This is a genomic window from Spiroplasma endosymbiont of Glossina fuscipes fuscipes, from assembly GCF_049669535.1.
Classification (GTDB): Bacteria; Bacillota_I; Bacilli_A; order Mycoplasmatales; family Mycoplasmataceae; genus Spiroplasma.
Genome location: NZ_CP187162.1, coordinates 1,253,799 through 1,274,465, shown reverse-complemented (window position 1 = coordinate 1,274,465; position 20,667 = coordinate 1,253,799). Strand labels below are relative to the sequence as shown.

Genomic DNA, 20,667 nt, shown 5'->3' with positions numbered 1-20,667 from the left:
ATAATTATTTAATTTTATTCCATAAAAAAAGAGATTTAATAATCTCTTTTTTGTCGGGCAGCTTGCCTGCTCTCTAAGAACACACCAGCAACTTTGTTTCTAGAAGTATTTACCGACTAGACTCTGGCCGACAATTTGACAAGTCTATATTTAACTCTTTAAATGATATAAAAAGAACAGAAATGTTATTAATTTTTGACTTATCTGTAATTAAATTATATATAAATATAAATATTTGTAAACTATTTTTGTGCATTTTTCTTATAATCTAAGAATAAAGCTATAAAATAATTTTTTAATTGTATGTTGAGAAACTCTATATATTTTATCTAGTATTTTTTTATTTTCTTGCTTTTTTATATTATTTTTTAAAAATGTAAAATTAAAAAATGGTTTTTTAGACATATCCTTATCTGCTAAATAAAATTCTGGATTCTGCATAATTCTTTTGAAAAATATTCTTTAATTAATTCATCTTTAATTTCTTCATTTTCATTTGTTAATTGTCAAGGACCTTCATGAGATAAATTTACTAATTGATAAACTGAAAATTTAGAATAAAAATTAAATATTTTTTTAATAAATTTAATCTCTTCTTCATTAAAATGTTTAGAAAATTTATTTATAATTTTAATAATTTCATTGTCATTAATATCAATATAAATTTTATTATTTTTATTTTCTCTTAATCAATGATATATGTGTGGTATTACAGGACCATATTTTCATGCTTCAAATTTATCACTAATTAACTTTTTACCAAATTTGGCATAATAATTTCCATTTATAAAATATAATAATTTTTGAATTTCTAAATTTGATAATCGTACAATTTCTTCTTCATTAATATTATATGATTCTTGAATTTGTTTAAATTCAGAAAGCATTTAAATTATTAAATCTTTTGTTATTGTATTCTTTATTTTCTCCATATTTTCCACCCCTTATTAATATAATTATACAATAAAAAATGCTATAATTAAATAGCAAGTGATGTTGCGAGTTATTCTAGGTTCTACTTGCAAGTTTAAATAAAGAAAAGAAACCTCGCCAGTCAATAGTCTGTGCGATACTATAAATAAAAAAAGAGAAAATTGTTATTTTTCCTCTTTTTTTGTTTCTTCTTCGTATATTTTTAGAAAATTAATAGCTTCTTCACTATTGGTGAATTCAATTTCTATTTTAATTTTATTAGTTGCATAACTATTTTTAAAAGTACTCATTTTTATTACCTCTTTTCTTGATCGTCATCATCTTAACATGTTTTTTAAATAAGTGGTGGACAAATTTTATGGTGATGTTAAGATGGTGTCGTAAAATTAAAGAAAGGAAGATAAAATATGAGTTATGAAATTTTAATTGGTATTGGCGTTGGAATTGCTTTTGGTGGTATTTTAGGTTATAAAGGATTAGAACTTTTAATTAAAAAAGTAATGAAAAATAAACTTAAATTATCTACAAATAAAGTAGTAGGACAAGAAACATTAGATGCTATTCATTTAGGTTTAATTCAAACTGCTAATACTTTGGGTCTTGGTAATACAGAATGAGCACAAACATTAGAAACAAATAAACCTATTAGTGAAGATGAGTTTAATCAAATTGTTAAAGTACAAAGAGCCAAAAAATCAATTTCTAAAAAAGATATTAAGTTATCTAATAAAACAATTAAAGTCTAAAAAAGACTTTTTTTGTTTATAATGATGATGCAAAGAGGTGAAATTATGGCAGATATAACAAAATTAGAAAGTTTTAAATTAATAACATTAGAAGAGTTTAAAAATTGAGAGGGTTTTGATAAATTAGTAGCACAATATGGGGAAAAACTTTATGATGATAATATTTCAAATTATTTAATTGAGGGAATTACAAGAGCAAGTTTACAATTAGATAGTATTTGTGGTTATCGTTTAGAAACGGAGTTTCTTTTACTTGATCCAAATAGTGAAATTGATAAAAAACGCATTAATTATGTAAAAATTGCTTGTTGTTTACAAACTCAATATTTAATAAGAACTGGGATTGAATATTCTAGTGGTGGTGAAAATAGTAGTGATGGTGTCGCAAGTTATACATATCCTAGTAATATGAAAATTGAATTCTCCCCTGATGTTATAAGTTTATTAGAAAAAGCAAAGTTTTATAAATCACAAACTATAACTAAAATAAATTCTGATAATTATGGTTTTAAAAATGAATATTATACTTGATTTGGTCGCCCTGATACTAATCATAAAGATAGACCAATTATGTTAAGTGAAGCTGATGCTAAATATGTATGGAAAAATAGTATATTTAGATCTAATACTTTATCTATTATTCCTTGAGTAGATACTGAAAAAAGTGGTATATGACAAATTGAAATATCACAAGAATTATTAGCAAAATATATTGATAATTATTTTAAAAATATTAAAATTGATAATAAATCAGTGATATATAATTCTAATAATGAATTATCAGTTCCATTTGATAATTATACAATTTATAATGAAAATGGTGTTTGAAAAACAAAACAAGATGGTCAAATTCCATCAGATGTTATTAAAGATAGTGATTTAAATAAAGATTATATTGATAAAGTTAATAATAAATATATTGTAAAAACATCACAAGATATTAATACTAAACAAGATAAATTAGTAAGCGGTACAAATATTAAAACTATTAATGGTAATTCATTATTAGGTAATGGTGATATTTCAATTAGCGGTGGTAATGATTGAGAAGTAGTTGATATTAGTGATTTTATTCCAGATGGGTCACAATATTTTATTAAAGATTTTAATAAAACAAAATATCAATATAAATTATGAGCAATTTATAAGTATCAACAGAATATTACCTTAACTCCCGCTATTGAAACACCTATAAATTATATTGGTGCTATTGAATGAACAAGATATATTCCAACACAAGATAATAATTTAATCGTAAGAATAAATACTAAATATGGAAATATATCATTTGGAAATTTTGGTAAAGATATACTTCAAAATATAATACTTTATAGAAAATTGGTGAGTTAATTATTAAATTTAAAAAATAACCTTAATTGGTTATTTTTTATTTGTTTTTAATATAATTAAATTCTTTTCCCCATAAGTACTTTTATAATATTCTCAATATTCAGTTGATTTAATATCTATATCTTCAATATCTGATCCAGTAATATAATTACCTAATGGTGTTTTACAAGGCCTATTACCTTGTAAGGTTTTATAACATAATATATAGTTATTCATTATCATTGTTGCCTTTTGTAAATTCTTGAATATCTTTAAATAATAATTTATTTTTTGATATATCGTGTGGCCCTAAATTTTTTCTTGCTTTTATTCATGGTAATGAATCACGAGTTTTTTCTACTAATTCTATTGATGACATATTTATGTATTTTTTTATATTTTCATTAATAAAATTTTTCACTTTTTCATCTGTTAAGTATTGTATTTTTTCTATTTCTAAATATTTATCAGTATAACTTTCTATTTCAATAAAATTATATCCATTATATCTTATATGGTTAAAAATTTTTCTTATAACTGGACCATAAATCCATGCTTCAAATTCATCATCAAATAATTTTTCATCATATTGTTTTAAATAATCTAAATATAAAAAATATAAAATTTTTTGTAATTTAACAGGTTCTTTAATATTATATTTTTCAACTAAATACTTTGTGATAGAAAAAATAATATCGTTGTTAATTTTATATTTTACTTTATTCATTATCATTTCCTCCTTTATTATTTATAATATAATAATTAATAAAATGCTGTATTTTTTGACTATTAGTATATAATTCAGGTAATTCATTTCAAACTTTTTCTTGTTCTTTATTTAAATAAACATTAATATTACGAATTATTTTTTTTGCCATTTTATTTATCTCCTTTAATTAACTTAATATTTAGTTTTTTACTTATTTTAATGCTTATTAAATAAAATAATGGTAAACATATGGTATTTGTAATTAATATTCCGATAATTATTTGTTCTATATTTAAAACTCCAAAATTTAATCAAAAAAGAATAAAATCAATTGGCGTATAAATAATTATGTTTGTTAATAAAATTAGAATAATTTTAATAATATGATTTATTTTAATTAAATTAATTAGTTTAATTAAAATTGCCAATAAACCTGTACCAATATTTCAGCATAATGATCCTAAGGTAAAACCTCATAATGTTAAATCTGATAGAAAATGGCCCATAAATCCAATTAACAAACATCAATATCAATTTAAAATAAATCCGCTTATAAAAATAGGAATTAAAAATATTGGAATTGATGTTCTTGGAATAATTTGTATTCGCATTGTTTGCGATAATACAACCATCATTGCAATTAAAATTGATACATAAGTTATTTTTTTAATTAAATAAACTTGGTTGGACATATTTTAATCGCTCTTTTACTAATTTATAATATTTTTCGTTTATTTCTATACCAATTCAACGCCGTTTTAATTGTTCACAAGCTAATGCAGTTGTGCCGCTGCCTAAAAAACAATCTAATACTGTGTCACCAACTTTACTATGTTTATTAATTTGTAATTTAATTAAATTAATATCTTTAACAGTAGGGTGTTTAATTTCACCCGCATATTGATTATTACTATTAGTAATTTGATAAACAGTTTGCATATCTTGATTTCAAACATTACTATAAGAAATTGGTTTATTATAAATATATAAACATAATTCTTTATCTTTACGATATGCATTATTACTAGGTACATCATTTGTTTTTTGATAAATTATTAATTCAAACTTTAAATTATAATTTTCAATTTCAATTAAATATTTTTTTAATTGTTGTTTTGATAAATAAATAATCATATTTGGTTTTTTACAAATTCGCATTCATTCTTTAAAATATGACTTTATATCAATATTATTTACAAATTCGCCCTCAAGAAATTCAATTTCTCTCTTTCTAATTTGATATTGAACATTTGATGTATTTGGGTTACTAATAATTCTTTTATTATATTCAATATGTTTTTCTTTATTTTCTAATTTTTTAGCAATATCAGGGTAAAGGTAAGGTGGATCAGTTAATATTAAATCAATACTTTTATCAGGTATTGTTTTTAAAATTTCTAAACTGTCACCAAGTATTAATTGACCTAACTTAGTTTTCATAATTAGCAATAATAATTGCATCGCGGAGATGATTACTTATTTTTTCATTATTATAGAATCAACCTTTACCATATTCATAAGTTAAATTAACATCTTTTTCAAATTCTCATAAACAATTATCATTATATTTACTTAAATTTTCCATATTTTTAACAACTGATTTAGTATGTTTTGGTGATACTCAATTAATACTATTTCAAAATTGTTTTTCAACAACACCTAATAATCTTAATAAATCATCGCGGTCTTTTGAACCATTAGCATTTGTATATAAGCAATTTTCAATATTTATAATTTCATTTTGATATAGATATTCTCAAATAATTTCAATAATATAAGTAGCATGACATTTTCAATCTTTATTATCAAACAATTCTTTTCTAATAAGTTTATTATCTTCAAAAATAGCAATAGCGGTAGTACCAGTTCCTGATGGGTCAATACCAATTTTTATCAAGTTGCTCATTCTTCATCATTGTTATTAACTGCTGGTACTACATTTGATATATCTTCTTCTTTAACTACATTATCGTTTGTGTTCGCTATTTCTGTATAAGATGGGGTATTTATATTATTTGATAATGGTTCATCGCTCATCTGCCCCTTATTTTTGGCGACAGTAATATCATTATCAATATAAATCTTTTCATCATTAGTCGTAATAACGGCTTGATCTGATTTATATGCTTGTTGTAATTCAACAGACATAATACCTCATTTTCTTAATAAACTAGTTAATACTGTTTTTAATGCCATTTCATCAAAACTAGCAATATAAAATGATTTATTTTTAGCATAAGTTTTAGAGTATTTCATAAAATGATTTTCCATTTGTTCTTTTGTCATATATAAAGTTTTTTCAAAACCATTAACCATTTTAAAATATGCTACATAACCTATAATTGATAATTTTTCTCTTTCATCTTCATCTTGTATTCAATTAAAAGTAGTACCTTTTAAACGATCATAATTTACTAATTCACCATTTCTGACATCAGATACTGACATATCTAAATATTGACCACTTCTTTGTGCTAATTGAATATAACCCTTATAACCCATTTGAAATTGTGCTTGATTAACTCATTCTTGGATTTCACGACCATTAATAATTCTTGTTATTTTAGTATTATATGGAACGACATAAGCATAACCAAATTGCTTTTCCATAGGTAAATTTAATAAAACACCTTGATAACAAGCAGTCATAATTGTTGCAGGACTTGCTTTTTGTAATAAATCATTGCTGTTAGAAATAGCTACTAAATTACTTTTAAATCTAGCAATTTCACTTTCATTAGAAAATTTACTTTTAATTCATTGAGTTGCTTTTTCTTCTTTTAAAAAATCAATCATATTTGCCATATTTTAATCCTCCTTAATTATTTCTTCTAATTGGATAATAATATTTATAAAACTTTTATATCAACCACCAAAATCCATATCTTCTGTTGTTTCTGCATCTTCGTAATAATCAATCTCATTTTTTAAAGTATCTATATCATCAATAATATTTTTTATTTCTCTTTTAGTATCTTCTAACATATTTATTTTTCTCCTTTATTTATTTTAAAATTAATACCTTTAACTCCAATAGTATTTACATCGGCATTACTATCTCATTGGTCTTTAATTTCATTTTTAACAATTTTTTCATCAATAATTAAATAATTTTTAATTAAATTAATAAGTTCTAATTTATCTGCATTTTGTAAAAAATCATCATTAATACCAATTAATTCAATATCTTTAATTAATAATTTATCTTTAATAATATTAATACCAACTTTTTTTAATTGTTTTGGATCAAGTGATTTATCAATTTCTTCAATTTTTTCCATTACACGAACTTGTTCATCTTGAATTTGGTCTATATCTAAACCCATATCAACAGTTAAATTATTTGCTTTTTCAATTAATTCTTGCTTTTTTAATTCTTGTTCTTTTAAAAACTCTTGTTGTTTTTGTTTGCTAGCTTGTGTCAAATTATTATTAATTTCAACTCTGTATCTTTCAATATAATTTCTATAATTAGTAATTATTTTACCAATTCTATTATGTTCATCTAATAATTTTTGAATAGGTTCTAATCATTCTTTAAAAACAAAATTATTTTTAGTAATAGCACTTGGAATATCTTTTAAATGAACATCTTGATAACCATTTAATGCATAATGATTAATATGTCTAAAAATATACTCAGTTAATTCTTGTTTATTTTCTTCTTCAATTTTTTGAATATTATACGCTAAAAGACTTGCATTTTTAAAATCATCTCCTTTTAAAGGAAATTGAAATGTAATATTATTTACTATATTTTTAACTACATCATTCATTATTTATCATCTCCAATCAATTTTTTTAAATCATTAATTACAACTTTTAACATTTTTCGATGAGTTGGACAAAAAATATAATTTTCATTATAACTTAGATATAATCCATCTTTTGAATGTTTCTTAATTCAATCTTTACTAGCATATTTACTCATTTTTTAATCATCCTTTCTAAAATAAGTATTAATCTTCATTTACAATATAATTATTTTTGGGTTTATCAAAATATAAATGAGTAAGATTATCAATTTCTTCAGGTGTTAATTTTTTCTTTTCAACTTCAATTTCATAACGATCCATAATTGCTAAACCATAATCTCTATAACAATCTGGGTAATTATCAAACATTTCATTTAATAAATCTTTTAAGTTCATATTATTCACATCCTTTTTCACATAATCATTCAATATTTTTATCTTCTAAATCTAAAATCACAACCTTATTTCCATAAAGGTTATAATTTTTGCTATTAATTTCAGCTTCTTTTTTTGTATAAAATGATAAAGTATCAATGCTATATGCTTGTTTAATTACTAATAAATATCTTTTATTCATAATTTAATTCTCCTAATTCTGTTTACCTAATGCTCAATGTTCATCAGTCATATCTTCAAATGATACTGAATAACTTTTAAGCATTAATTCATTTAATTTATTAATAGTTTTTTTATTTAACTTTTTCATATATACCTCCTGTAATTTTTGGTAATTGTTGGTATATTAACTACAATGTTCTACAATTTGTAGTTACTTGTAGTTGTAAGTACCTTCTCATCAAGTCCCCACTAGTAGATTAATTAAGAAATCCTTGCCCAGTTCTTAAAAGTTCTTCAACCTCTACGCACACGATTTTATTTTTTTCTTGTTAGTTAAAAGTTATGAATACAGAACTATCTGTTTATCTTAATCAAAGTTATTAATAATTTACAAAATCGCAAAAAAACAAGTTAACAGCTCTAATGATTTCATACCGGCAAAATGCCTTGCTGGGGAATCTTCCCTTAAAAAATATGTAATTGTAAATTAAATAATTGTAGAGCCAATATATTTAATTTTTAAAGTTGTTTTATTTCAAATAAAAAAACAACCCTTAATAAGAGTTGTTTTGTCCTACTTCATCCTTTATTCTACAATTTTAATTTTGGTATTTATAATTGACAAGAAATAAATAATGGTGGATTGTTTCCTGACGGGCAATGATGACAAGCACAATATGAAAGTTGTAGTTGATATAATTTAGCATGTCATATTCGAAATGCTGCAATTTGAATTGTAAATAATATTCCGGGTGTAAAACAAGTGAATGAGTTAGCAAGTGGTGTTGGAAAAATATTTCAAACAATATATAGTTTTTTTAATCAAACATTCGAAGTGTGAAAATTTAGTCCAGTATTATATAATACAATAACAAATATATTCCTATTAATTATTTTTATGAAATTTGTTCGATTAATTTAAAAAGGACTTGCAAAGTCCTTTTATTCGTTTCAATCAATAATTTTCCCATTTTTTACATCAATTAATGGTAAAGTTATTGGTTCTAATACTCCGTCTCATCTATATAATTCTGCAACAGAATATCATTCTCTATCTAATGCAACACTATTATTTCATACATTACCAAATGGTTTATCAATATCATTATTTTGAAATTTAATAATTCTTCAATCATCAGTGGTCTTAGGTTTTCTTGCAGACATTATATATCATTTATTATTTCTCGTATTAAATTCATTATTAAATGTACCACTTACTATTTTTCAACTACTATTTTTTAGTGGTTTTTCTGGTTTAGGATTTGGCTTATTACCCCCCCGTTTTCATTGTTATTTGGTTTTTGACAACTAATTAATGTTGTTGTACTTGTTGCTGTTAATCCGATTGTTCCTAAAATGCTAAGTCATTTTTTCATATTTTACTTCTCCTTTATTAAAATTACTTGAATGCTATAATTAATTATATCATATATCAATAATGTATTAAATAATTTTAATATTAAATTTATAAATTAATGAAAGGTATATAAATGTTATGTATAGTCATTTAAGTTTTATTGATAAGGTTAAATTGGAAAAATTATTATCCAAATTATTTTTAAAAAAGAATGGTGAAATAAATATTTCACAAATTGCTAAATGTTTGAACAGACATCGTAGTACTATTTTACGAGAAATTAAGCGTTTTAAAACTATTGATGAATATAGTGCTTATAAGTCAGATAAAATGTATTATGAGAAAAGAAAAAAGAATAATAAAAGATATAAGTTTACAGAAAAACAATTAAATTTTATTAATATAAGATTTAATGTTTATCGTGATTCTCCATCACAACTTATCCATCGTTATTTTTTAAAGTTTGGTATTAAATTTCCTGTTTGTGTTAAAACATTGTATAAATGAATTTATTTAGGTTTTTATGGTTTTTTAAAACAGAATTTACGTTATCATGGTAAAAAATATAAAACAAAAGGAAAATTTGATAATCGTGGTAAATTAACTAATTTTAAATCAATATGAGATATTGAAAATAAAAAAATTAATGCTGGTTGATTTGAAATGGATACAGTAGTTGGTAAAGACCATCAATCTAGTAATTTAGTTTTAGTAGAACAATTAAGTAAAAATTACTTTGTAATGAAATTAAAAAATCATACTGCTAATGAAGTTGTAGAAAAGTTTAAAGATATTGTTATAAGTAATAATTTAATTGGGAAAATTAAAGGAATAATAACCGATAGAGGAAAAGAATTTAGTAAATGAAGAGAATTAGAAATATTTGCTGAAACACAAGTTTATTTTTGCGATCCGGGTTCACCACAGCAAAAACCACTAATTGAATATATGAATTCTGAACTTAGAGAATGATATCCTAAGGGAACTGATTTTAATAATGTTAGTCAACAAAAAATAAATTGAGTAGTTAATGTTATAAATGATAAATTAAGGCCTATTTTAAATTGAAGAACATCAAAAGAGGTATTTTTAGAGAATTTTTAAATAAATTTATTACTTAACTTAATAAATTATTTTTTAGTATGGCTAAGTGTGCTTAAAATAAAGTAAAAATTATAAATATTTTAATTTTTGAAAATTTATAATTGATTTTTTATGATTTTTATTATATTATTTGATTAATAAGATTTGTTGCATTTCATTTTACATGATTCCAATTGATACAATGTTACAAATTCCAGAAATGTATATGGAAAAATTATTATTATCAGAAGACTTAGGAGCAACGATTGATTTTTCTCAACCAATTGAGAAAATCATATTAACTTTATTAAATATCAAACAAAATTTATCATGTATTATTCTAAATAAACCTCGTCATCAAGCAATTATTAAGACAATGCAAGCATTAGGAATTCATGTTGAATTAATTAATGAGGATGATGTTTTGGGGGCAATTGATGTTGTACTAAAAAAAGCGGATTTTTTATATGGAATTGGTGGTGCGCTAGAAGGTGTTTTAATGGGAGCATTAGCAATTGCAACTAACTATAAAATGTTTGCACGTTTAACAGCATATGAACAAGTTTGACCAAATGAAAGTGAAACTAAAGATCGGATGAAGATTGAACAACAAGCATTAGCACACAAGAAAATTAGTTATGATACAATTTTTTCCGAACGGGACTTAGTTGCTGATGAAGAAGCAATGTTTTTGTAGCTAGTTTAACGGGTGGAACTGTTTTAAAACCATTACAAATCATTGATCATGAATATGTTGTCCATTCTTTTATTGGTTACAATAATATTTATCATCAAATTATTTCAAAATATCCAATAACAAATAATGTTCAGGATTTATTAAACAAATATAGTAAATAATTTAGAGGAGGTTGGAAAGATGCCATTTCGTTTAGAAAAAATTGCATTTGGGACTTTATTTTTAAAAAAAGAAGAGGCAATTATTAATGCCTTACAAAATGGTTATAAAATTATTGATACTGCTAAAGTTTATCAGAATGAAGAAATGGTTGGCCAAGCAATTAAAAAATATTTAATTACTAATAATGCAAAAAGAGAAGATGTTATTATTGAAACAAAAATTTGATGTGATGATATTGAAACAGAGAATACAACAAATGCGGTACTGGGGGCTTTAAAACGACTAGATGTTAATTATTTAGATATTGTTTTAATTCATCGTCCAAATATGAATTTTCACAAAACAATTAAAGCTTATGTTGAATTATTAAAATGTAAGGCACAGGGTTTAATTCGTGTCGTTGGTGTTAGCAACTTTGATAAAGATATGATTGAAGTTTTATTTGAGAAAACAGGGATTTATCCTAACATTAATCAAATTGAATTTAGTCCCTTTAATCAACGCTGAGATCGGGTACAATATTGTCAGGATAAAAATATTTTAGTTCAGGCATATTCGCCAATTACGAAGGTTTTAGAAAACCAAATTTTAATTACGGAAGCAAAAAAATATAATTGTACCGTCGCCCAATTGGTTTTAGTGTGAATTAAATATTTTAGTATTCAACCAATTGTGAAAGCAGAAACATTAGAACATATTAAAGAAAATAATAGTATTGAAAAAATTAAGTTAACAAAAAAGACAATTCAATTGTTACAAAACTTAAATATGTATGATAATGTTTATGCTGAAACATTTGATGGAATTTAATTCAACGGTAATATTGAAATTATTAGTTGATAATTTGAAACAAGAAAAGTAATAAAGTTATTTTTCTTTTTTAATAATTATGTAGGTAACTAAGGGGTTATCTTTAAAGAATGTTATAATATTACTATTAATGGTATCATACTGGAGGGATATAATGGCAGAAAAAACGATGGCTGAAATTTTAGCAGCAGCTAAAAAAGCAAAAGCAGCAATTGATGGTGATCAATATGCAGGTGAAGGTGAATATTTTGATCCTAGTAATTTAACATTAGAGCAAAAATTAAAGTTACGAAAAGCAGCAAATAATCCAACAGATCCAAATTATCATATCTGATTACAAATGAATCAAAAAAAACAAACTTTTGGGTGAGTTAAAATTGATAAAAAGAAAATCAAAAACTTGTCAGAAGATGATGAAGAAAATAATGATTAATATTTTTCTTTATTAGAAAATAGTTTTTTAACCTCAAATGCTACAATCAAAATGGTTATTAGAGCACTCTAATAGCCACTATCATCTTGTTTATATTAATGTTTTAACATCCGTTTTGTTTCGGATGTTTTTTTGCATTAAAACTTTTTTAGATGGTTAAGAGCAATACATACCAACAAGGTATTCCAATTTAAAGCATTTTTTGGTATAATTATATAAAATATAATGTAATATTTTATCAATTTTTATAAATAATAAACTTAATCTTATTAAAGGGGAATGGTTATGAGAAGAACGAAAAATATTACAATGATTGCAATTTTAATTGTGAGTTTAGGGTTAGCAGTATTGTTTGCATGATTATTTTGAAGTGTCCTAAAAAGCAATAATGAAATTAATTATGCTGAATATAGTGACTGTTTATTATATTCTGATCATAGCAAACAAAAAATAGATTTAACTCGCCATAATAATAGTCAATTAGTAAGTGCAACATTTAAAAATTTAGCTCAGACAACTAGTAAAATGAGACAACTTAGTGCTAATGATTGAGCTTTCATTGACCGCTGGGGAAATAATATGCTTTATCAAGCAGATGCTAAAATTGTAGCAGCATTTAATCAGAAAAAAGCAGTGATTCAATTTAATACAATTGCGGATGTAGTTAATGGTTTAACAAATAATAAGTTTTATCCATATCAATTAGAAGAGATGGTGTTAGCTTTAGATGATAAAGAACAATTGCCATTTCGTAATAATTTAATTAGTTTTGCTAACTTGATGTTTAATGTTTACTGAGCATTCGTTACAAGCACAAATGAGTAAGGTTCAATATCAAATTGGGTTTCATTCAACAGCAACTAATATTTCAACCTTTGTTCATGAAATAGGGCATGCAATTTCAAATTATGCTTGAGTTTGACCAAATAATCGTCTTCGTTTTAACCATAATATTACTCCAACAACTGGGCGCTGTACTCCAGTTAAAGATAAAACATCAAGTTTTATTCGGGGATTTATTTATAGTCCAAATGATGTATTAGTTCGCTACTTAGGAAAACGAGTTGGAATTAGTAACAATGCACCGTTTCAACAACAATTAGCGGCTTGATCATTTATTCAATCTGGTTATGGTCGCACCGGAGGAAACGTGGAATTGTTTGCAGAAGGTTTTGCCCAATGGTTACTAACTCCAGATAATCAAAAAGGTTTAAATTGACAAATTCTTAATGAATTTTATGGGACGTATTTTAAAAATTATTATTTAATTTAAAAAAGGGCATTAGCCCTTTTTTAAACGTTTTCACCGTTTAGTAATTTTTCTAAATAATCCCCAACGCCGCCTTCATCATTAGTTAAGTGGGTAATCCCACGAGCATTAGTTTTTAAATTATCATTACCGTTTTTCATTGCAACGCCATAACCAACATTTTGTAATAATTCTAAGTCATTCATTTCATCCCCAAAGGCAATAACATCGCGAATATCAACATTATAGTATTGCGCTAAAATATCAGCGGCAAATCCTTTTGAAACAAGTTTATTTGTAATATTAATCATTGTTTGGCTTTGCTTACTACTATAGTGACCAATATTAATTCGAACAGAGTTTTTGAAGTTTTCAAACATTCTTAATACTTCATCTGTTTTATTAGTGCCGCTCAAATATAACGCCATATTACTAGCGGGACCTTTTCAAGAATTATAAGGGTCAGCAATAAAATATTCATCATCAGCAACGTCATCAAGATGGAAGTAGTTTTCAATTGCTTCATCTTTTTTTCAACAAATTGCTTTATCATAATGTTCTATTAAAACATTTTCAACATTGTCCTTAACATGGGGGTGATTAATAATACTTATAATTACATCATATGCAATTGAGAAAACTAATCGTTTAAACTCACGTTTTAAAGGGTCATGAATATGACCACCATCAAAATTTGTTAATAATGTATCTAACCCTAATTCGCGATAAAAGCGAATACTTGCTCGGTGCGGACGACCAGTAATAATACATACTTTATGGCCAACATTAACAGCTTTTTTAATTACTTCTTGGGTTTTTGGATGGATTGTTTTACCATCGTTCATTAATGTTGTACCATCTAAATCAATTAAAATTAAACGTTTTTTATCTAAGTGTTGTAATTTCATTGGTACTCCTTTCTAAAAATAAGTTTTTTCTTTTCCCTTTATCTCTTATTATATCTAATATTTTTGTAATTAAATTATTTTTAAAATTTTAGCACTATTTAGTTGACTTTGCTAACAACTATGATAAGATATAAATATTAAATTAGCAGACAAAGAGTGAGAGTGCTAAAAGAGGAGGGTACTTTATGGAATTTGCACAACAATATGAGCCAGGGAAAGATCCAAAGGTTCTTGAAAAATTTACTAAAAATCTTAATAAAGAAGCAATTGTTGGAAAATTAGATCCAATTATTGGGCGTGAAGACGAAATTAACCGGGTAGTCCGAATTTTATCTCGTAGAACAAAAAATAATCCGGTCTTAATTGGAGAACCGGGAGTTGGGAAAACTGCGATTGTTGAAGGATTAGCACAACGAATTGTTAAAGGTGATATCCCTAGTAATTTACAAAATAAAACCATTTATGAATTAGATATGGGGGCCTTAATTGCGGGAGCTAAATTCCAAGGAGAATTTGAAGAACGTTTAAAAGCGGTAATGAATAAAGTAAAAGAATCAAATGGTGATATTATTTTATTTATTGATGAATTACATTTAATTATTGGTGCTGGAAAAACCCAAGGAAGTATGGACGCTAGTAATTTACTAAAACCAATGTTAGCTCGTGGTGAGTTACATTGTATTGGTGCCACAACATTAGATGAACATCGTTTATATATTGAAAAAGATGCTGCTTTAGAACGTCGTTTTCAAAAAGTCATGGTTGCTGAATCAACAATTGATGAAAGTATTTCAATTTTGCGTGGCTTAAAAGAACGCTTTGAAACTTTTCATGGGGTTAAAATTCATGATAATGCCTTAGTAGCTGCTGTTAACTTATCATCACGTTATATTACTGATCGTTTTTTACCAGATAAAGCAATTGACTTAATTGATGAGGCATCAGCAACAATCAAAACAGAAATTGCATCAGTGCCAACTGAGTTAGATAATTTAAATCGCCGTGTTGTTCAATTAGAAATTGAAAAAGCCGCTTTACAAAAAGAAACCGATAAAGCTTCTAATGAACGGTTAGTTGATATTGCAAATGAATTAAAACCATTAAAAGCAAAACAAGAAAAATTAGAAATTCAGTGAAATTCCGAAAAAGAAAGTATTACTAAATTAAAAAATTTAAAATCAGAAGTTGAACAATTAAAAAAAGAATTAGAACAAACTCAATTACGCGGTGATTTTAATCGTGCGGGAGAAATTCAATACGCCTTATTGCCAAAGTTAGAACAACAATTACACGAGCAAGAAAAAAGTGCTTCTGAGTCACACTTGTTAAAAGAAGATGTAACTGAACGTGAAATTGCAGCAATTGTTGGAAAATGAACAGGAATTCTTGTTGACCGCTTAGTTGAAACCGAAAAAGCAAAACTAATGAATTTAAATAAGATTTTATGTCGTCGTGTTCGTGGTCAAAACGAGGCAATTGATGCAGTTTCCGATGCAATTATTCGTAGTCGTAGTGGTATTAAAGATCCCAACAAACCAATTGGTAGTTTCTTATTTTTGGGTCCAACTGGGGTTGGAAAAACTGAAGTTGCTCGTAGCTTAGCTTATGTTTTGTTTAACTCAGAAAAACAGATGGTACGTTTAGATATGTCAGAATATATGGAAAAGCATTCTGTTAGTAAGTTAATTGGCGCGCCGCCAGGTTATGTTGGTCATGAACAAGGGGGACAATTGACAGAAGCTGTTCGTCGTAATCCATATTCAATTGTTTTATTTGATGAAATTGAAAAGGCCCACCCCGATATCCTGAATATTCTTTTACAGATTTTAGAAGATGGTCGTTTAACTGATTCGCTAGGAAAAACAGTTGATTTTAAAAATACAATTATTATTATGACTTCAAACATTGGGTCGGAATATTTATTAAATGAAAACAATGAGGGAGTTGGTTTATTAATTCAAAAAGAATTAGCTAAAAAATTTAAACCAGAATTTTTAAACCGAATTGACAATGTTATAACCTTTAATGCTTTATCTAAAGAAGTGATTAAAGAAATTATTGAAAAAGAATTATCGGAATTAACGCAACGAATTGAAAATAATAAAAATATTCGTATTACTTATTCAGAAGCTGTTTTAGAAAAAATTTTAAATGAAGGATATGATCGTGAATTTGGTGCTCGACCAATCAAACGTTATATTCAACGAAACCTTGAATCATTAATTGCACATGCTATTATTTCTGAAGAAATTCAAGAAGGAAAATCATATACGATTGATTTTGCCAATAACAAAATGGTTATTAAAAACAGTACAAAATTAAATTAGCACTTGCATTTTAAGAATGATAATTTATAATATTATTGTTAGCACTATTTAGTGTTAATTGCCAAATTTAAATAAGAATTGGAATTAGGAGGTGCTGGTGGTGTTAACCCAACGACAAGAAAACATCTTAAAAGTAATTGTGGAAGAATACACAAAAACAGTGCAGCCTGTTGGAAGTAAAGCTATTATGGCTTCACCCTTAATAGATTCTTCTTCTGCCACAATTCGGAATGAATGTGCAATTTTAGAAAAAGAAGGTTTTTTAGAAAAAGAACATGCTTCATCGGGACGAATTCCATCAACAAGAGGATATCGTTATTATGTTGATAATCTAATGGATGAAAAAAATATTGATGATATTAAAGACCGCATTGAAGCATTATTTGTTGATCGTAATATGTCAATTAATGATATTCTTGATCAAACAGGTCAAATTTTAAGTGAAATGACAAATTTAACAACGGTTGTTGTTGGTCCAAATTTTAAAGAAGAGATGCTAAAGAAAATTGAGTTATTGCCAATTTCTGCGACCCAAGCTGTTGTTGTCTTTGTTTTAACAAATGGCCATGTTGAAAACAAATTATTTAATATTGATGACAATAGTTCAATTAACGATTTACAAATTTCAATTGAATTATTCAATAGTCGGTTAGAAAACACCAAAATAACTGATATTACTGCTAAGTTTGATGTTATTCGGCCAATCTTAGAACAACAAGTTAAACACTATGAATATATTTTAAAACAATTTGCGAATGCTGTAACAAGCATTGTTAAGCCAAGTTATTCAACTCATGGTTTACAATATATGTTACAAAATCCTGAGTATAATAATCCAGAACGAATTAAACAAATCATTCGCTTTATTGAAACAATTTCCCCGTTTGATTATTTTAAAAAACAACAAGATAATCCAAATGAAGATTTGGTTTCCATTCAAATTGGAAATGAAACAGGATTTAATAATGACGATATGGCATTATTAACAACAACATATAAAGTTGATGATATGCAAGAAGGGGGAATTGCTTTGGTGGGACCAAAGCGGTTGGAATATGATAAGCTCTACGAAGTATTAGAGTGATTAGCAAACCGCATTAGAGAAGCATATCAAAAAGAAGATAGAAAGGTTGAGATTAATGAGTAATGAAAAAAATGACAAATCTTCACCAAACCAATTAAAAGAAAAAATTGAAAAACTACGGGAAGAATTAGCTAATACCCAAGCGGCGACCTCGGATTCAGCATCATTAGAAGCTGAAACACCAACAGTTGAGGCAAATAACTTGGCTATTATTGAAGATTTAGAACAAGAAATTGATTTATTATTAAAAGATAATATGCGATTACGAGAAGAAAAGTTATTAGCATTAGCCGATGGGGAAAACTTAAAGAAAAGAATTCATGCTGAAGTAGCAGATATTAAGCTTTATCGTGCCGCAGGAATGGCAGAAAAATTATTGCCAACATTAGATAATTTTGAGCGAGCATTACAAGTTACAAACGTTACACCGGAGGTCAAAAACTTTTTAACTGGATTTGAAATGATTCACCGTATGTTTAAAACGGTTTTTGAAGAAGAAGGAATTACAGCAATGGAGACAAAAGTGGGAGAACGTTTTAATTCTAACCTCCATGCGGCAATTGAGATTGTTGAATCAAATGATGTTGATTCAGGATGCATTGTTCAAATTATGCAAAAAGGATATATGATTCATGATCGTGTCTTACGACATGCATCAGTGCAAGTAGCAAAATAACAATATTGGAGAGAGAAAGGAAAGAGATATTATGTCAAAAATTATTGGAATTGATTTAGGAACAACAAATTCATGTGTTGCTGTTATGGAAGGAAACGAATTTAAAGTTTTAGAAAACCCAGAAGGGCAACGTACAACACCATCGGTTGTTTCATTTAAAAATGATGAAATTATTGTTGGAGATGCTGCGAAACGTCAAGCAGTAACTAACCCAAACACAATTAGTTCAATTAAAAGAAAGATGGGGACAGCTGATAAAGTTCATGTTAATAGCAAAGATTATAGTCCGGAACAAATTTCAGCAGAAATCTTACGTTACTTAAAAAGTTATGCTGAAAAAAAATTAGGGCAAAAAGTATCAAAAGCAGTTATTACTGTTCCAGCATATTTTAATGATGCGCAACGCCAAGCAACAAAAGATGCCGGAAAAATTGCGGGATTAGATGTTGAACGAATTATTAATGAACCAACCGCAGCGGCGTTAGCTTATGGAATTGATAAAGTTGATAAAGAACAAAAAGTGTTAGTTTATGACTTAGGAGGAGGAACATTTGACGTTTCAATCTTAGATTTAGCTGACGGAACTTTTGAGGTTTTATCAACTGCTGGTGATAACCATTTAGGAGGAGATGACTTTGATGATGTTATCATTAAATGAATGGTTGAAGAATTTAAAAAGGATAATAACATTGATTTAAAAACAGATAAAATGGCAATGCAACGGTTAAAAGAAGAAGCTGAAAAGGCAAAGAAAAATCTGTCTTCACAATTACAAACAGAAATTGCGGCACCTTTTATTACTGCTCGTGATGGAAATCCATTACACTTAAATTTAACTTTAACAAGAGCAAAATTTGACGAAATGACAAAAAGCCTTGTTGACCGTACTGTTGAACCTGTTCGTAAAGCATTAGCTGATGCAAAGTTAAAAGCTAGTGAGCTAGACCAAGTATTATTAGTTGGTGGAAGTACAAGAATTCCAGCTGTACAAGAAGTTATTAAACGTGAATTAGGAAAAGAACCAAACCGTACGATTAATCCTGATGAAGTTGTTGCAATTGGAGCAGCAATTCAAGGAGGAGTTTTAGCGGGTGATGTAAAAGATGTTTTATTATTAGATGTAACACCATTATCATTAGGAATTGAAACATTAGGAGGAGTATCAACTGTGTTAATCCCTCGAAATACAACAATTCCAACTTCAAAAGCACAAGTGTTTTCAACTGCTGCTGATAACCAACCGGCGGTTGACATTCATGTTTTACAAGGAGAACGTAAAATGGCTGGTGATAATAAAACATTGGGTCGTTTCCAATTATCAGGAATTGACCCCGCACCAAAAGGAATGCCACAAATTGAAGTTAAGTTCTCAATTGATGCTAATGGAATTGTGTCAGTAACAGCAAAAGATTTAAAAACAAACAAAGAACAATCTGTTACAATTACTAATGGTGGTGGATTAACCGATGAAGAAATTCAACGTATGGTTGATGAAGCTGAAAAAAATAAAGATAAAGATGAACAAAAATTAAAAAACATTGAATTACGTAATAAAGCTGAATCATATGTTGCGATAATTAGTCAAGCATTAGAAACAAACAAAGATAAAATGGATGCTGAACAATTAAAAACATCTGAAGAAATGGTTAAAGAAATTAAAGAGTTATTAGAAAAAGAAGATTATGCCGGATTAGAAGCAAAAATGGCGGGGCTTGAACAAGCAATGGCTGATGCTTCAAAATATATGAATGATCATCAAGGTGAACAATCTGAACCAGAAATTACTGAAGATGATGAAAAGAAAGATAAATAACAATAATGATGACTAAAATTATTTTAGTTATCTTTTCT

Annotated in this window: 29 protein-coding genes and 1 pseudogene; 13 read left to right on the top strand and 17 right to left on the bottom strand. The window is 26.5% G+C overall.

Translation table 4 applies throughout. The annotated features are described in order from the left end of the window. Positions 1-416 precede the first annotated feature (416 nt). Complete coding sequence (locus ACOBWH_RS07730) at positions 417-887, bottom strand: Panacea domain-containing protein (RefSeq protein WP_424526378.1); 471 nt, start codon at positions 885-887, stop codon at positions 417-419. 210 nt (positions 888-1,097) lie between these two features. Next, positions 1,098-1,223: a hypothetical protein gene (locus tag ACOBWH_RS07725; RefSeq protein ID WP_424526377.1), complete on the bottom strand. Its 126-nt coding sequence runs from the start codon at positions 1,221-1,223 to the stop codon at positions 1,098-1,100. 117 nt (positions 1,224-1,340) lie between these two features. On the opposite strand from ACOBWH_RS07725, the gene ACOBWH_RS07720 reads away from it, so the two are divergent. Continuing rightward, complete coding sequence (locus ACOBWH_RS07720; protein WP_424526376.1) at positions 1,341-1,679, top strand: hypothetical protein; 339 nt, start codon at positions 1,341-1,343, stop codon at positions 1,677-1,679. A 45-nt stretch (positions 1,680-1,724) separates the two neighbouring features. Continuing rightward, on the top strand, positions 1,725-3,029 hold the full coding sequence (locus ACOBWH_RS07715) for a hypothetical protein (protein WP_424526375.1): 1,305 nt from the start codon (positions 1,725-1,727) through the stop codon (positions 3,027-3,029). Between the two features lie 30 nt (positions 3,030-3,059). On the opposite strand, the gene ACOBWH_RS07710 is transcribed toward ACOBWH_RS07715, so the two are convergent. From ACOBWH_RS07710 to ACOBWH_RS07655, 12 genes are read right to left on the bottom strand one after another with little or no spacing between them, the layout of a single operon-like run. Further along, a complete protein-coding gene (locus tag ACOBWH_RS07710) occupies positions 3,060-3,245 on the bottom strand; it encodes a hypothetical protein (RefSeq protein WP_424526374.1) in 186 nt (61 codons plus the stop codon). Continuing rightward, complete coding sequence (locus tag ACOBWH_RS07705; RefSeq protein WP_424526373.1) at positions 3,238-3,735, bottom strand: Panacea domain-containing protein; 498 nt, start codon at positions 3,733-3,735, stop codon at positions 3,238-3,240. The genes ACOBWH_RS07710 and ACOBWH_RS07705 overlap by 8 nt, the downstream gene beginning before the upstream one ends. Then, positions 3,728-3,886: a hypothetical protein gene (locus tag ACOBWH_RS07700; protein ID WP_424526372.1), complete on the bottom strand. Its 159-nt coding sequence runs from the start codon at positions 3,884-3,886 to the stop codon at positions 3,728-3,730. The genes ACOBWH_RS07705 and ACOBWH_RS07700 overlap by 8 nt, the downstream gene beginning before the upstream one ends. A gap of 1 nt (position 3,887) precedes the next feature. Continuing rightward, a complete protein-coding gene (locus ACOBWH_RS07695; protein ID WP_424526371.1) occupies positions 3,888-4,409 on the bottom strand; it encodes an ECF transporter S component in 522 nt (173 codons plus the stop codon). Beyond that, positions 4,384-5,157, bottom strand: coding sequence for a DNA-methyltransferase (locus ACOBWH_RS07690; protein ID WP_424526370.1), 774 nt, complete (start codon positions 5,155-5,157; stop codon positions 4,384-4,386). Before ACOBWH_RS07690 ends, ACOBWH_RS07695 begins: the two co-directional genes overlap by 26 nt. Beyond that, complete coding sequence (locus ACOBWH_RS07685; protein WP_424526369.1) at positions 5,147-5,623, bottom strand: hypothetical protein; 477 nt, start codon at positions 5,621-5,623, stop codon at positions 5,147-5,149. The genes ACOBWH_RS07690 and ACOBWH_RS07685 overlap by 11 nt, the downstream gene beginning before the upstream one ends. Then, on the bottom strand, positions 5,608-6,522 hold the full coding sequence (locus ACOBWH_RS07680; protein WP_424526368.1) for a recombinase RecT: 915 nt from the start codon (positions 6,520-6,522) through the stop codon (positions 5,608-5,610). The genes ACOBWH_RS07685 and ACOBWH_RS07680 overlap by 16 nt, the downstream gene beginning before the upstream one ends. Before the next feature lie 3 nt (positions 6,523-6,525). Further along, positions 6,526-6,702, bottom strand: a complete 177-nt coding sequence (locus ACOBWH_RS07675; protein WP_424526367.1) for a hypothetical protein — start codon at positions 6,700-6,702, stop codon at positions 6,526-6,528. Positions 6,703-6,704: 2 nt separating this feature from the next. Further along, a complete protein-coding gene (locus tag ACOBWH_RS07670; RefSeq protein ID WP_424526366.1) occupies positions 6,705-7,493 on the bottom strand; it encodes a hypothetical protein in 789 nt (262 codons plus the stop codon). After that, entirely contained in the window at positions 7,493-7,648 is a 156-nt protein-coding gene (locus tag ACOBWH_RS07665; protein ID WP_424525579.1) for a hypothetical protein, read from the bottom strand. Before ACOBWH_RS07665 ends, ACOBWH_RS07670 begins: the two co-directional genes overlap by 1 nt. Positions 7,649-7,676: 28 nt before the next feature. Next, a complete protein-coding gene (locus tag ACOBWH_RS07660) occupies positions 7,677-7,868 on the bottom strand; it encodes a hypothetical protein (protein ID WP_424526365.1) in 192 nt (63 codons plus the stop codon). A gap of 1 nt (position 7,869) precedes the next feature. Continuing rightward, positions 7,870-8,049: a hypothetical protein gene (locus ACOBWH_RS07655; RefSeq protein ID WP_424526364.1), complete on the bottom strand. Its 180-nt coding sequence runs from the start codon at positions 8,047-8,049 to the stop codon at positions 7,870-7,872. A gap of 570 nt (positions 8,050-8,619) precedes the next feature. On the opposite strand from ACOBWH_RS07655, the pseudogene ACOBWH_RS07650 reads away from it, so the two are divergent. Beyond that, positions 8,620-8,952 (top strand): annotated as a pseudogene (locus tag ACOBWH_RS07650) (spiroplasma phage ORF1-like family protein); the annotation flags it as partial. Between the two features lie 20 nt (positions 8,953-8,972). Here ACOBWH_RS07650 and ACOBWH_RS07645 read toward each other — a convergent pair. Then, positions 8,973-9,194 carry a hypothetical protein gene (locus ACOBWH_RS07645; protein ID WP_424526363.1) on the bottom strand — a complete coding sequence of 74 codons (222 nt, stop codon included), beginning with the start codon at positions 9,192-9,194 and terminating at the stop codon, positions 8,973-8,975. Positions 9,195-9,268: 74 nt separating this feature from the next. Beyond that, positions 9,269-9,406: a lipoprotein gene (locus ACOBWH_RS07640; protein WP_424526362.1), complete on the bottom strand. Its 138-nt coding sequence runs from the start codon at positions 9,404-9,406 to the stop codon at positions 9,269-9,271. 119 nt (positions 9,407-9,525) lie between these two features. On the opposite strand from ACOBWH_RS07640, the gene ACOBWH_RS07635 reads away from it, so the two are divergent. The 6 genes from ACOBWH_RS07635 (at position 9,526) to ACOBWH_RS07610 (ending at position 13,845) form a co-directional block, all read left to right on the top strand. Next, on the top strand, positions 9,526-10,491 hold the full coding sequence (locus ACOBWH_RS07635) for an IS30 family transposase (RefSeq protein ID WP_424526361.1): 966 nt from the start codon (positions 9,526-9,528) through the stop codon (positions 10,489-10,491). Between the two features lie 163 nt (positions 10,492-10,654). Then, positions 10,655-11,167 (top strand): fructose-bisphosphatase class II, encoded by a 513-nt coding sequence (locus tag ACOBWH_RS07630; RefSeq protein WP_424526360.1) that lies wholly within the window; start codon positions 10,655-10,657, stop codon positions 11,165-11,167. Between the two features lie 180 nt (positions 11,168-11,347). Further along, positions 11,348-12,139, top strand: a complete 792-nt coding sequence (locus ACOBWH_RS07625; protein ID WP_070407117.1) for an aldo/keto reductase family protein — start codon at positions 11,348-11,350, stop codon at positions 12,137-12,139. A 154-nt stretch (positions 12,140-12,293) separates the two neighbouring features. Further along, a complete protein-coding gene (locus ACOBWH_RS07620) occupies positions 12,294-12,572 on the top strand; it encodes a hypothetical protein (protein ID WP_424526359.1) in 279 nt (92 codons plus the stop codon). A 285-nt stretch (positions 12,573-12,857) separates the two neighbouring features. Further along, positions 12,858-13,397: a hypothetical protein gene (locus tag ACOBWH_RS07615; RefSeq protein ID WP_424526358.1), complete on the top strand. Its 540-nt coding sequence runs from the start codon at positions 12,858-12,860 to the stop codon at positions 13,395-13,397. Continuing rightward, entirely contained in the window at positions 13,390-13,845 is a 456-nt protein-coding gene (locus tag ACOBWH_RS07610; RefSeq protein WP_424526357.1) for a hypothetical protein, read from the top strand. Before ACOBWH_RS07615 ends, ACOBWH_RS07610 begins: the two co-directional genes overlap by 8 nt. Before the next feature lie 20 nt (positions 13,846-13,865). Here ACOBWH_RS07610 and ACOBWH_RS07605 read toward each other — a convergent pair whose 3' ends face one another. Further along, entirely contained in the window at positions 13,866-14,729 is an 864-nt protein-coding gene (locus ACOBWH_RS07605; protein WP_424526356.1) for a Cof-type HAD-IIB family hydrolase, read from the bottom strand. Between the two features lie 185 nt (positions 14,730-14,914). Here ACOBWH_RS07605 and ACOBWH_RS07600 point away from each other — a divergent pair, with 185 nt between their 5' ends. From ACOBWH_RS07600 to dnaK, 4 genes are all read left to right on the top strand, one after another. After that, positions 14,915-17,056 (top strand): ATP-dependent Clp protease ATP-binding subunit, encoded by a 2,142-nt coding sequence (locus ACOBWH_RS07600; protein WP_424526355.1) that lies wholly within the window; start codon positions 14,915-14,917, stop codon positions 17,054-17,056. A 100-nt stretch (positions 17,057-17,156) separates the two neighbouring features. Next, a complete protein-coding gene (gene hrcA / locus ACOBWH_RS07595; protein WP_424526354.1) occupies positions 17,157-18,203 on the top strand; it encodes a heat-inducible transcriptional repressor HrcA in 1,047 nt (348 codons plus the stop codon). Next, the gene (locus tag ACOBWH_RS07590; RefSeq protein ID WP_424526353.1) at positions 18,196-18,816 is read left to right on the top strand and encodes a nucleotide exchange factor GrpE; all 621 of its coding nucleotides are present in this window, start codon (positions 18,196-18,198) and stop codon (positions 18,814-18,816) included. Before hrcA ends, ACOBWH_RS07590 begins: the two co-directional genes overlap by 8 nt. A gap of 31 nt (positions 18,817-18,847) precedes the next feature. Further along, a complete protein-coding gene (dnaK, locus tag ACOBWH_RS07585; protein WP_424526352.1) occupies positions 18,848-20,629 on the top strand; it encodes a molecular chaperone DnaK in 1,782 nt (593 codons plus the stop codon). The last annotated feature ends 38 nt before the right edge of the window (positions 20,630-20,667 follow it).